We start from the raw sequence: 12824 nt of genomic DNA on the forward strand, positions 1-12824 counted from the left end.
GTGAGGCTAAGGTTTTGGTGGTCATAGCGTCATCCTTTGTCCATCAGGCTCTGGGTCGAGTCATGCCAGTGTGTGCAGCGTTTGCGGACAAACTCGAACAGCGCATCGCAGGCAATGCCCAGCACGGCCAGCAGCATGATGACGGCATACACCGTGGAGTACTGCGCCATATCCATGGAGGTGAACAGCAGATTGCCTATACCTTCCTGACGCGCAATCATCTCGGAGGACACCATCACGATCAGGGCCATGACCACCCCGACCCGGCAGCCAATCATGACTTCCGGCAAGGAGGCGGGCAGAACAATCTTGCCCAGACGGGCAATGGGCCCCATGCCCATGGACTGGGCGACCCAGATCAGCTTGGGCTCGATACGGGTGGCACCGTGATAGCTGTGATAGAGCAAAGGCAGGGACACGCCCAGCGCAATAACCAGGATCTTGGAGAAATCCCCCAGACCGAACCACAGCATCAAGATCGGCATCAAGGCCGCTTTGGGCATGGGATAGGCCAGGGCCACCAGAGGATAGAAAGCGGTATAGACCAGGCGGCTGCGGCCCATGGCCAAACCCAGGGGGACAGCCACGACCAGTGCCAGGGCATAACCGGCAAACATGCGGCCAACCGACTGCAGGATTGCCGACCAGGCCATCGGGTCGCTGATCAGGGCAGGCAGTTCGCCCAAGGCCGCCCAAGGGCTGGGGAAGGAATCCAGCCCTACCCAACGGGCCAGCCCTGCCCAGGCCAGCAGCACCAGAATGGCCGCCATGACCAAGGAGGCCCAGCGATGTTCATACCAGTGCTGTGGCGTCATGGGTGGGCCTCCGCCATCAAGGATTGCTCCAGACGAATAATGGTTTCCTGATAGACCGGATTGCGCAGCAGCTCGCTACGGACGCGGGGGCGGGGCAGATCAATCTCCACTACCTCCTTGATGCGGCCGGGCGAGCCAGTCATGACAATCACGGTATCGGACAGGAAGACGGCCTCGTCCACGCCGTGCGTCACAAAGACCACGGTATTGCGCAACTGCTCCCACAAGCTGAGCAGTTCCGTTTGCAGGGTGACGCGCGTGTGGGCATCCAGCGCCCCGAAGGGCTCGTCCATCAGCAGGATGTCCGGCTCATAGGCCAGGGTGCGGGCAATGGCCGCGCGCTGACGCATGCCCCCGGACAGTTCACGCGGATAGAAGGAGGCGTAAGGCCCCAGCTTGACCTTGTCCAGCCATTCGCTGGCGCGCTGTTCGGCCTGGTCCTTGGGCATGCCTTGTTCGCGCATGCCGTAGGCCACGTTTCCCAGCACGGTTTTCCAGGGAAACAGGGCGTACTCCTGAAACACCGGGCCCCGGTCTGGACCTGGGCCGGTAATGGGCTTGCCCTTGACGCGGATCTGGCCGCTGGAGCAGGACTCAAAGCCCCCTAACATATAGAGCAGGGTGCTTTTGCCGCAACCGCTGGGTCCCAGAATAGACACAAAGCGCCCTGCCGGAATGCTCAGGGCGATGTCTTGCAGGGCCGTATGGCTGCGGCCCTGCCGGGTGTTAAAGGTTTTACCGACACCATCCAGTTCAATCATGGTGTTGCCTCGCGTAAATCAGCCCGATAAAAGTCCTGCACGTTCAAGGCTTTCTTCAGGAAACCCGCCTTGTGATAGCGGTCGTAGGTGCCCTGGATGGATTCCAGATTGGGCTGCATATCCGGGACGCGGGCAAAGTCCTTGTCGGTGAACAGGTACTGGGCCAGCAAGTCCTTGGGCGCACGGGTAATTTGTGCCGTGACTTCTACGGCCAGTGCAGGATCTTTGCTGAGCATGCCCATGGCTGTTTTCAAGTCCTGCACATAGGCGCGCACCACTTCGGGATTGGCGTCGCTATAGGATTTGCTGCAGGCTTCGAAAATCTGTACGGATGGGCTGGCCACTTCGGACAGGGAGAACAGTTTGCGCAAACCGCCTTTCTTCTCGTTCAGCAGGGCAAAGGGCTGGGCCATGGGACCGGCATCAATGCGGCCACTGCGAATGGCGTCGGCCGCAGGGGGAAAGCCGGTTTCGACGATTTTCACGTCCTTGTCCGGGTCGATACCGTTTTGGCGCAGCCACAGCAGCATGTCGAAGTACACACCGGCTCCATAAGCATTGGTGCCAATGACCTTGCCTTTCAGGTCCGCCGCGGTCTTGATCGGGCTGTCTTCCTTCACGGCCCAATAGACGGAGAAGTGATCATCGTCCGAATGCACGTGCTGGGCCACGATATAGGCTTCCAGACCGCTTTCAATAGCGCCATTGGCCAGCGACATGGGGGCCATGGTGGAGCATTCCAGAACGCCAGCACGCATGGCTTGCACCATGGGCGAAGTGCCCTGGAACTGAGTCCACTGGATTTGATATTTCTTGCCCAGTTGCGGGAACAGCTCGGGGCGCTTGGCCATCAGGTACTTGGCTTCCTCGCCCGGAATGGTCCAGCCTACCCGCAAGGTGGGGACTTCCTGAGCCTGGCTCAGACCGTGACAGCTCATCAGGGCAAACAGCAACGCAGCGGTTTTTTTCATTCCTGTGTCTCCTTGGCAAGGTGTTCGGCGCGGGCAGGGGCCAGGCCGATGTGATCCAGCATTCCCAGTACGCGGGCCAGCACGTCGCGTCGATACGCTTGTTGCTGGTCCACCGGGTATTCGTGAAAGCCTTGTCCGCTGCGCAGACCGTTGCGTCCACTTTCCATATAACGGGTGATGATGTCGGGTACGGCGTAGCGTTCCGGGTCCAGGTTCTGCGACAGGTATTGCCCGGCGTGATACAGAATGTCGTTGCCGCCGTAGTCGATGAACTCCAGCACGCCGATGCTGGCAAAGCGGAAACCCAGGCCGTAGCGGGTGGCCTTATCAATATCGGCTGCGCTGGCTACGCCTTCCTCAACCATGCGAGCGGCCTCATTCATGATCAGGGTTTGCAGGCGTGGAACGATGAAACCGGGGTGGCAACCACAGACCACAGGCACTTTGCCGATGGATTCCAGATTGCTTTGCAGACGGCTCAAGGTCTGCTCGCTGGTGCCGGGGTGGGCACTGATTTCGACCAGTGGAATCAGGAATGCCGGGTTAAGCCAATGTGCGTTCAGGAAACGCTCCGGATGGCTCAACATGGGGGCCAGATCCGAGGCCAGCATGGTGGAAGTGGTGGAGGCGATCAGCGCATCGGGCCGGGCCAGTTCACCGATACGTCCCAGGGCGTCGGTCTTGGCTTCTTGTGTTTCGGGCACGCCTTCATAAATCAGATCGGCCTGGCCCAGCACTTGCGCCGCTGCGCTCAAGGGGGCGACGCTGATGCAGGCCAGATGGCCGTCGATCTGTTCGGTGGCGAACATGCCCAGGTCGGCCAGTTGTTCCAGCGTGGCACGCAATTCCTGGCGTATTTCGGCTTCCAGACGGGCACTATCAGCAGGCTGACGGGGTTTGAAATCCAGTAAGGTCACGGCTTGGCCGCGCAGCGCATAGGCCAGGGCGATGCCCCGCCCCATGCGACCTGCGCCCACCGCAACGATACGTTTGATCGGGGCGGGCGCGTTCATCAGGCTCTCCCGGCTTGCAGCATCTCTTGCAGTTGCTCGCGGCTCATCGTGTCCAGACCCAGGCTGGCCAGTGTGCGTTGGCCTTGGCGCAAATCTTCACCCACGATGGCACCGGCAATCGCCAGCAAGCCTTTGGTGACGGGAGCATCTACACCGGCCCAGTCGGCTACCGATGCAAAGAAGGCCAGACCCAGCATGGTGTCTTCACGCATGTAACGGTGTTCGTGCAGGTCGATCTTCTCGCGCCAGTCGCCGCTTTTCACCAGCTTGGAGTGCGAGGAACGGTCGCCATACATCCACTGATCGTTTTCATAATGGTCGGAAAGCGGGAAGTGCGGGGCACCGTAGCCCAGCGCTTCACGAATGCGCATGCGCTCATTGTCCAGTTGCGTGGTCACGGCACGGACCGAGGGCTGAGTGCCTTCGTTATGAATATCCCAGGCCGGGAAGTGCTCCAGCGGGCCGGCGTTCATCATGATCAGCGGTGGGTGGATGATGGGGCCGGCGTTCATCAGGGCGCCGGACAGGGCATCTTCGCAGCGCTCCACGCTGGGGAAGACCTTGCCAATCACATCCAGGGCGTGATCGGTATTGCGCGCAGGGTACACGCCAGTAGGCAGGCGGGTGGCGCGGGTGGTGATGTTGATGACGGTATCGCCATGTTTGCGAGCCAGCCAGGGCAGGGTGCCGGTTTCGGCCCAGCTGACATCGGCCTTGTTGCCGGTGCCGCGCACGATCTCGCTCATGATGAAGGAGCCAAAGGTGCCTGGGGGCAGAAATACGACCTGGCCGTCTGTCAGGTGCGGAGCCATGACGCGGGCAATATCGGTTTGGGCAATGGCGGGCGAAGGGATCAGTACCAGATCGGCACCGGCGATGGTCTCGCCAATATCAGCGCAGACTTTGGCAATGGGGATTTCGCGCTCGCCTGCTTCGTCTTTCAAGGTCATGACTGGACGGTCCAGCAAGGGCTGCAACTGGGCCGTATCACGACGCCATAAACGGACCTCGTGGCCCTGTTCGCTCAAGTCTGCCGCTGCTGCGTAACAACCGTGCCCGCCACCTAATACCGCTACCTTCATGTTTGTCTCCAATCTCTTTTTTTGATTTCTATGCACTTGCATATAAATACAGACTAAAAGAAGTTGAGGCCTAAAACAAGAGGATGAATGGGGGGAGTTACCCTAGGGCGGGAAAACTTGGATATGAAGTGAAAAGGCGCGTCATGCGCGCCGGAAGAACACGGCTAAGCCGCGCCACAAGCCAGTTCCAGGGCACGCAAGGTGGCTTGTGCCAGAACGTGGCCGTGGCCGGCTCCGGGCAGAACATGCAGATTCGCCTGCATGCCTTGGGCTTGCAAGTGCGCTTGGAGTTTTTGCATGGTGGGCAGGGTAGGTACACCATTTTTGCGCCCTTCCGGGCCCGCTGCCTGAGCGCTAAGCGGATACCAGGCCTCGGAGGCACCGGCCAGAATATCTACCAGTACCGGCTTGTCTACCCGCTCCAGCAAGGTCCAGATCAGGGGATCACGCCACCACAAGGAAGGGCTGGCGCACAGGTAGTGCTGAATGGGCAGGCTTTGCCGGCTAAGGGCATACAGCACAAACAGACCAGCGTAGGAGTGGCCGTACAGGCTGATGCGCGAACGGGTCAGCGCAGGCTCCATGCTTTGGGCCAAGGCTAGTGCCATACGCACTTGTTCGATCATGGCAGGAGCGCCACCCGCCTGCCATTGGGGGACGCGTGGGTCTTCCCATAGAGTGCCGTCCGGGCTGGGCGGGGTGTAATCCAGAGCGCGATAACGTGTGATCTGATCGCGCTCGCCTTGGTAACCCAGCGACAGAATCGCGCAGTGCTGCAAGGCGGGGTGGCCGCTTTCTTCCAGCAAGGGCAAGGTCCACTGACCATCGAGCAGGCACAGCAAAGGCAGGGGGCCTTGTTCTGGCTTGCTGTCTGGCAGGCGTAGCAAGACGTGATGGGGATGGCCGCCCGCAGGCGGCAGTTCCAGTGGAATCAGGCGTGACATGAAGGCTTAGGGGGCGGGCTTCAGATCAATCATGTAGGTGCCTTCCATCGGCACGGTCAGGAAGCGCTGGTTCACTTCTTCCAGTGTTTTCAGAGCCGAGACGCCCTGGAAGCGGTCGGGGTGAATCCAGGCCGCCAGAGCTTCGATAAAGATCATGTGCAAAGGCGAATCGTTGAAGGCATGCCAGATGCCGTGGCTATTGCCGCTGCGCACGGCTGGCAGGGCTTGCAGACGATTGCCGTCAATAATGGCTTGCAGGCTTTTACGAGCCTGGTCTTCGCTGACGCCTGTGCCAATAGCCAATCCACCGGAGGTGGTGCGCTTGCCTGCGCCTGTGCCCGTAGCCACATAGACCACAGGCGCGCGGGAATTGATGTATTCAAAATTCAGCTTGCCGGTGGAGCTCTTCAGGACATCCGCGCCAATATTGTGGCCGCCTGCATAGCTGATCATGTCGTTAAAGGTGCCTGCGCCGGGCGAGTTGCAGCAGTCCGTGCTGCCTGCATGGGCATGCACAAAAACGGGCGGATGATCTTCCTTGGGCAGATCGGCCAGTCGCTGGGCAACGCCCTGCATGTGTTCTTCGTAGAACTGGATGAACTCGTCGGTGCGTTCTTTCTCACCTACGGCGTAGCCCAATGCGCGCAGGCTGGGTACGGTGTTCTCCAGCGGGTTCACAAAGAAGTCGATCACAATGACGGGCACTTTGGCGGCAGTCAGGCGCTGGATCAGGGCCGAGTCGCGTGTGTCCTGACCGGGAGTCAGGCCCGCAAAGGCAGCCGTCAGCACGACCAGATCCGGACGCAGGGCCAAGGCCTGTTCGATCGAGAAGGTGTCTGCCGTATGGCGACCCACAATAGGGATATTGGCCAGTTGCGGGTAGCGCTTCAGATAGGTCTCGTACTCGTTGGAGAAGGAGGTCTTGAACTCGTCCGACCAGCCTGCAATCAGGTTTGCAGGCTCGGGGTGGACCAAAGCCAGTACCGGGAAGTGACGTGCCTGAGTCAGCACAATGCGTTTGGCGGGGCCAGGCAGGGTAACGGTACGACCCATGGCATCAGTAACTTCGATGGGCTGGGCCTGCACGCCTAAAGGCAAGAGCAAGGTCAGCGACAGCAGCAGGTGGCGCAGGATGTTCATGGGTTCTCCGAAGGTCACAGCACAGGCTCTTGCAGCCCGTCGATAATGATTTGCAAGGTGCCTTGCGAGCAGCTCTCCACGCGGGCGCGTACGCCATAAGCCTGGGCCAGCGAGTTGGGGGTAATCACCTTGGCAGGCTCGCCTTGCGCCAGCAGACCACCGCCTTCAATCATCAGCGCATAGTCACTATGGCGCAGAGCTACGTTCAGGTCATGCAGCACGATCAGGGTGATCAGATTGTTGTCGTGGGTTTCCTGGGCCAGCAAGTCCATCACGTGGAATTGATAGTTCAGGTCCAGAGCCGACAAGGGTTCGTCCAGCAGCAGCAGGGTAGGCTTGCGTATCAGGGCTTGCGCCAGGCCCACCAGCTGTTTCTGACCGCCCGAAAGCTGGTCCAGATAGTGCATGGACAAGTGCGCAATGCCCAGGCGTTGCAGGATGTGCATGATGTGCTCATGATCCACATCGCGGGCGTGGCCACCAGGGGCCGAGGCATTGGCCGCCACCAGTACGGATTCAAACACACGCAGGTGGACCGAGGCGGGCAGGGATTGGGGCAGGTACACCACTTTTTGGGCGCGCTGCTCGAAGCTGACGCCGCTCAGCTCCTGACCGTCCAGCAGGATCTCGCCGGTGGTGGGCTTGAGCAGCCCCGCCAGGGACTTGAGCAGGGTGGATTTGCCGCTACCATTGGGGCCCAGCAAAGCCACCAGTTGACCGGGCTGCAAAGGCTCGATGGTCAACTTGGACAGAATTTCGCGTTTGCCGTAAGACAGGCTCAGATTGTGGACTTCAAGCATGGTTCACTTTATTTGGCGTCGCAGCACAACGCCCAGGAAGAAGGGCACACCCACCAGCGAGGTGACAATGCCGACCGGAATAATGATGCCGGGCACAATGTTTTTCGAGGCAATCGAGGCCAGCGACAGAATCACCCCACCGACCAGTGCACTGCCGGGCAGGTAGAAACGGTGATCTTCACCAAACAGGCGGCGGGCAATATGCGGCGCAATCAGGCCCACAAAGCCGATGGTGCCCACAAAGGAGACGGCCAGTGCGGCCAGCAAGCTGATACGCAGCAAGGACACCAGGCGCAGGCGTGAGACATTGATACCAAAGCTGGTGGCGCGGTCTTCACCCAGACGCAGGGCGGTCAGTTTCCAGGTATCACGCAGCGACAGCGGCAGAATCAGCGCAAACACCGCCAGCATGATGCCGACCTTGCCCCAGGAGGAGCGCGACAGGCTGCCCATGGTCCAGAACACCAGCCCTTGCAGGGCTTCGGCGCTGGCCACAAATTGCACCAGCGAAACCAGTGCATTGAAGGAGAACACCAGCGCGATACCAAACAGCACCAGGTTGGCGGTACTCATGGCGCCCCAGCGGGCCACCGCGTCCAAAAGCATGGCGGATAGCAGGGCAAAAATAAAGGCATTGGCGGCAATGGTCCAGGCTTGTGGAATGCCGGGAATCGACAGGTCCAGCACAATGGCCAGGGACGCGCCAAACGCCGCTGCCGAGGAAATCCCCAAGGTAAAGGGGCTGGCCAGCGGGTTATTCAAAATGGTCTGCATTTCCGCACCGGACAGGCCGAGTGCCAAACCAATGGCCATGGCCATCAAGGCATAAGGCAGGCGGATTTCCCAGACGATGACGCGGGTGGTCGGGTCGGACTGTTCCGGGTTGAACAGCGCGTGGCTCAGTTCTCCCAGGCTAAGACCCGAGGGCCCCAACATGAAATCGGCCACAATCGAGGCCAGAATCACAAGAACCAGGGCCCCAACCAGGAGCCAGCGACGTCTGAGGATGTGTTGATAGTCGGCCAGCGCAGGGGCCGGAACAGCAGATGTGGACATTAAGTGTCTGAATGATAACCGTTTACATAGAAAGAAAGTATAGTTCATCAGCCGGGCTTTGGCGCCCTTACCGCGATTCTTTTATGCAGCTTGAACATTTGGATTTTCTTTCCCCATTGGGCCGACAGTATCGTCTGACTTTGGCCTGGCCGGACACGCCAGCGCCTGCGGATGGCTGGCCATTGCTGTGCGTGCTTGATCTACCGCAATTTGAAGCGGTGCTGGCCACCTGTGAGAAGCAGGCTCCACAAGCCTGTGCCGTGCTGGGGATAGGTTATGGCGGGGAGGTCTGGCGCGATCAGGACTTCACGCCCGCGCTGAATGGAGAAGCAGGTCACGCGCCGGATTTTCTGGCCATGATGCAGGACGTTTTCTTGCCCTGGGCCTACGCACAAGCCCCTTTGAATGCGCAGCGGCGTTTGCTCTGCGGCCATTCCCTGGGTGGCCTGTTTGCCTTGCAACTGCTGTATCAACAGCCAGAATTGTTCGATGCACTGGTGGTGTCCAGCCCCTCGGTCTGGTGGGGGGAGGGCTATCTGGCTCGACTGCTGGCCCAACCCTTGCCCAAAGCCGCTATGACGATGCCCGTACAGTTCTCCGTTGGCGAGTTCGAGCAAAGCCTGGGCCCGGCAGAGGAAGCCATGCCCGAGGACAAGCGCGAGCTGCGTCGTTTGCGTTTGCAGGAGCGCCGCATGGTGGACGGGACCCGGGAGTTGGCACAGGCTTTGGCGCAGCAACAAGGTGGCGAGCCGCGTTTTCGCATCGTGCCGGGCTGTAATCACAGTCAGTCCGGTTTGGTAGCCTTGCCGCAAGGCTGTCTGGAATGGCTGGCTGAGTAGCCCTGTATTTTCTTGCCCACAAAGACGTTCAGCACGGTGATTGCCTGTATCCTCTGAACGTCTCCGAGCAGACCCGTATAATGCTGCTCATGCTTGCTTGAACCGGCTTTTCTGCCCTTCTCGTTCTCTTCTTCCCGTATTTTCAGGTCCCCGCCCTATGGCTGCGCGTCGCGCTTCGTCTGTTTCCGATTCTCCCGTTCCCACTCAAGCGGGCTTGCTGCTCCATCCTCAATGGCTGGATTACCCTCGTCTGGAAGGTGTGGCTCGTCAGGTCGCCAAGAAAGCGCGTTTTCAGGACCGGGCAGGCATACGGCGCGTGTGGCTGAAAGCCTGGCGCTTGCCGCAGGACGCCGCCTTTTTCAATCAGATCATCGCTGCCGAACTGGGTTTGAAGGATGCGGACCAGCGTTTACAGTCCCAAGGTGTGCCCGAGGTCGTGATTCGTACCCTGCGCCTGCTGTATCAAATGAGCGTGGACAAGCTGGAAGCGGATATTTATGAAGCCTTGCGTGAGCAACTGCTTGAACAGCGCGCTCAATTGGCCGGAGCGATTGCCTCCCAGTCCTTGCCTTTAAGCGAGAACTGGCCCGAAGCCGAGCGCGGCCCGCGCTTGCAGGCTTTGGTGCAGGCCTGGCAATCCTTGCCCCTGGCACAAACCTATCTATGGCAGTTGCAGGCCGAACAGCGCGATCGCGAGCAACGCAGTCAGCGCTGGGAGCAAGCCCAAAAAGAACGTGAACAAGCGCGTCAAAAAGAACAAAACGACAAACAGCGCAAGTTCAATCAGGCCCAGGAGCGTTTGACAGCCTGGCTGAAAGAGCAAGGTTGCGAGCCGCAACGCATCACCCTGGAGGCCTTCGAGGGCCTGCAAGCCGGGGAACCTGCCCATTGGTTCATGACGGTGTATGGCCGCAATGCCAGTGCCGCTGTCCTGACCCAGGAGTTCAAGCTGGATGCCGAGCAGCAGGAGTTTCTGCTGCAAGCCCAGGCACAACGTCAGGAACGTCAGCGCGAGCAACGCCAGCAGCGTTGGGCATGGGAGCAGGAGTGCATAGGGTCGGAAGAAACGATGGCCTTGCTGGGCATTACTCGTCAGGAATACGAGCTATGGCTGGCTGATCGCCGCTTGCCCAGTACCAAGCTGGAAGTGCGGGGTGGAACCGTTGGCGGGCGTGATCGTGTCGCCCATCACCCGGATTTATTGGCAGCGATTGATCAAAGCCAGATTGAGCAATGGCGCGAGCAATACGCCAGCAGCTTGAGCAATCGTGAACGTGCGCAGTACCAGCGAGCGGCTGACCGTGCGCGCACACAATGGCGTCAGCAACAAGTGCTGAACCAGATCAAGAAGCAAGAAGCGTGCGATTACGAAATTGACCCGGAAGATCCCTTGCGCCTGTGGTGGCATAAGGACTTGTGGCTGGCGGTGAATGTGCCCGTAGCGGGCGAGCGTCAGCATTGGCGCGCCAATGTGCGTATGCAGGCTGCCGTGCCTTTGCCACGTACCGGCTCGGAGCTGGATCGATTGCCCGCTCGTGTTTCAGTCTTGTTCAACACGGCAGCTCAAAACCGGCTGTCCCAGCGTCTGGAAGATTCGCTGGATGCGTTTTTGCAAACCCAGCGCCCCCTGATTGATGGCTCGTCCTTTCTGGAACTGGCCAAAGCCTTGCGCATGGCTCTGGAAGAGGGCATCGAGCAAAAGGAAATCGAGGCCGGGGATTTTGAAAAGCGTCTGCTCAATGGCCCGGTGCGCCGCATTCTGGAAAGTGTGGAGCAGCAGCGCGCTCAAGATTTGATGCGCCTGGGCGACTTCCCGGAAATGTTCAGCCTGGCCCGAGGCATCCGCCGCCATCTGGTGTTCCGTTTGGGTCCGACCAACTCGGGCAAAACGCATGAGGCCCTGGAAGCTTTGATGGAAGCCCGATCCGGCGTGTATCTGGCCCCCCTGCGACTGCTGGCCATGGAAGTGCGCGATCGCCTGATGAATGCTGGTATCCCTTGCAATCTGGTGACGGGCGAAGAGCGCGTGATGGTGCCCGGTGCTCAGCACACCGCCTGCACGGTCGAGATGATGGACCCCACGATGGAAGTGCGCGTGGCCGTCCTGGACGAGATTCAAATGCTGCAAGACGAGCAGCGCGGCTGGGCTTGGACGGCGGCCTTGGTCGGTGTTCCGGCCCGTACCCTGTTTGTCTGCGGTGATGCCTCGGTCTTGCGTCCGTGCGAGCGTCTGGTGCGCTCCATGGAGGAGACCATGGAGCTGGAGTTTACCGAACGCAAAACTCCCCTGGAGGTCATGCCTTACCCAGTGGAGCCGCCACGAGCAACAGGCAAGCAAGGGCGTCATGAAGCGCCGTGGCGGGGGCGCAAAGATCGTCAGCGTGAAGCTCAGGGTGTTTCCAAAGGCGACGCGGTGGTGGCCTTTACCCGTAAGGACGTACTGACGCTCAGTGCTCGTTACCGCGCCCAAGGCTGGAAAGTCGCCACCATTTACGGCGCGCTGGCTCCGGAAGTGCGCCGCACCGAGTCCGAGCGCTTTTCCCAAGGCGAGGCCGATGTGCTGGTGGCCACCGATGCGATTGGCATGGGCTTGAACCTGCCGATTCGCCGCGTCCTGTTTTCTACGGTGCACAAGTTTGACGGCCGCTCCATGCGAGCCTTGAACGCAACCGAAGTGCGCCAGATTGCCGGACGGGCAGGCCGCTATGGCTTGTACCCCAAAGGCTATGTGGGGGCGATGGACAAGCAGGATCTGAACCATATTCGTACCCAATTGCAAAGCGACGCCCCCAGCGTGGATTTGCGTTTGCCCATTGCACCCAGCCCCGAGCACGTGCAGGCGCTGGCCTCTTTACTGGATAACAACAATATCGGCGCTGTGCTGCAGTACTTTGCGCAGAAAGTGGCTTCCGATAGCCCCTTGTTTCAGACAGCGGGCTTGAAAGACGCCATCGAGCTGGGCTTTTGTGTAGACCGCCTGGCTCCCAAGCTGGATTTGCGCGAGAAGTTCACCTTTGCCTGCGCGCCGGTGTCCGTGGATAAGGATACGGAGCTGGATTACTTCAAGCGTTGCCTGTCTGCCTATGTGGCACAACGCCCCATGGCCTTGCCACCGGCGCCGTCCTGGTTGAAATCCGCCAGTCCCTCCCGCCTGGAAGACGCCGAATTGCTCAGCAAGCAGATCAGCCTCTATGCCTGGTTCAGCATGAAGTTCCCGCAAGTGTTTGACCAAGGTCCCTGGTTGCCGGAAGTGCGCTCCCAGGTCAGCCGCTTTATTGAGCGCAGCCTGCTGCATCAAAGCGGTTTCGGACAAACCAGCCGCGAGGCTTTTGGTACGCCGTCGCCGGGCAGACGCTGATCTTTTTTTCAGACAAGTGGCTACCGGGCCAGCTAGCATGAAAGC

General features: G+C 59.9%; 11 protein-coding genes. 2 read left to right on the forward strand and 9 right to left on the reverse strand.

Annotated features, from left to right (window positions below):
- Positions 1 to 29: 29 nt before the first annotated feature.
- The 9 genes from NIZ92_RS01510 to NIZ92_RS01550 all read right to left on the reverse strand — a co-directional run bounded on the left by NIZ92_RS01510 (position 30) and on the right by NIZ92_RS01550 (position 8582).
- Positions 30 to 815 (reverse strand): ABC transporter permease, encoded by a 786-nt coding sequence (locus tag NIZ92_RS01510; protein ID WP_035268452.1) that lies wholly within the window; start codon positions 813 to 815, stop codon positions 30 to 32.
- Positions 812 to 1576 carry an ABC transporter ATP-binding protein gene (locus tag NIZ92_RS01515; RefSeq protein ID WP_009462836.1) on the reverse strand — a complete coding sequence of 255 codons (765 nt, stop codon included), beginning with the start codon at positions 1574 to 1576 and terminating at the stop codon, positions 812 to 814. Before NIZ92_RS01515 ends, NIZ92_RS01510 begins: the two co-directional genes overlap by 4 nt.
- Positions 1573 to 2547 (reverse strand): ABC transporter substrate-binding protein, encoded by a 975-nt coding sequence (locus tag NIZ92_RS01520; protein WP_009462834.1) that lies wholly within the window; start codon positions 2545 to 2547, stop codon positions 1573 to 1575. The genes NIZ92_RS01515 and NIZ92_RS01520 overlap by 4 nt, the downstream gene beginning before the upstream one ends.
- Positions 2544 to 3560 carry a 3-hydroxybutyryl-CoA dehydrogenase gene (locus NIZ92_RS01525; protein ID WP_060186118.1) on the reverse strand — a complete coding sequence of 339 codons (1017 nt, stop codon included), beginning with the start codon at positions 3558 to 3560 and terminating at the stop codon, positions 2544 to 2546. The genes NIZ92_RS01520 and NIZ92_RS01525 overlap by 4 nt, the downstream gene beginning before the upstream one ends.
- On the reverse strand, positions 3560 to 4642 hold the full coding sequence (locus tag NIZ92_RS01530) for an NAD/NADP-dependent octopine/nopaline dehydrogenase family protein (protein ID WP_254002580.1): 1083 nt from the start codon (positions 4640 to 4642) through the stop codon (positions 3560 to 3562). The genes NIZ92_RS01525 and NIZ92_RS01530 overlap by 1 nt, the downstream gene beginning before the upstream one ends.
- A 164-nt stretch (positions 4643 to 4806) precedes the next feature.
- The gene (locus NIZ92_RS01535; RefSeq protein WP_247966104.1) at positions 4807 to 5586 is read right to left on the reverse strand and encodes an alpha/beta hydrolase; all 780 of its coding nucleotides are present in this window, start codon (positions 5584 to 5586) and stop codon (positions 4807 to 4809) included.
- Positions 5587 to 5592: 6 nt separating this feature from the next.
- Positions 5593 to 6726, reverse strand: coding sequence for an ABC transporter substrate-binding protein (locus NIZ92_RS01540; protein ID WP_035268440.1), 1134 nt, complete (start codon positions 6724 to 6726; stop codon positions 5593 to 5595).
- Positions 6727 to 6740: 14 nt separating this feature from the next.
- A complete protein-coding gene (locus tag NIZ92_RS01545) occupies positions 6741 to 7526 on the reverse strand; it encodes an ABC transporter ATP-binding protein (protein ID WP_254002581.1) in 786 nt (261 codons plus the stop codon).
- 3 nt (positions 7527 to 7529) lie between these two features.
- On the reverse strand, positions 7530 to 8582 hold the full coding sequence (locus tag NIZ92_RS01550; protein WP_021447070.1) for an iron ABC transporter permease: 1053 nt from the start codon (positions 8580 to 8582) through the stop codon (positions 7530 to 7532).
- 98 nt (positions 8583 to 8680) lie between these two features.
- Here NIZ92_RS01550 and NIZ92_RS01555 point away from each other — a divergent pair, with 98 nt between their 5' ends.
- Both NIZ92_RS01555 and NIZ92_RS01560 read left to right on the forward strand, forming a co-directional pair.
- Entirely contained in the window at positions 8681 to 9421 is a 741-nt protein-coding gene (locus NIZ92_RS01555; protein WP_235332428.1) for an alpha/beta hydrolase, read from the forward strand.
- A 157-nt stretch (positions 9422 to 9578) separates the two neighbouring features.
- Positions 9579 to 12779 carry a DEAD/DEAH box helicase gene (locus NIZ92_RS01560; protein WP_254002582.1) on the forward strand — a complete coding sequence of 1067 codons (3201 nt, stop codon included), beginning with the start codon at positions 9579 to 9581 and terminating at the stop codon, positions 12777 to 12779.
- Positions 12780 to 12824: the final 45 nt, after the last annotated feature.

It is taken from the genome of Alcaligenes sp. 1735tsa3, assembly GCF_024134565.1.
GTDB classification, from domain to species: Bacteria; Pseudomonadota; Gammaproteobacteria; order Burkholderiales; family Burkholderiaceae_B; genus Alcaligenes; species Alcaligenes phenolicus.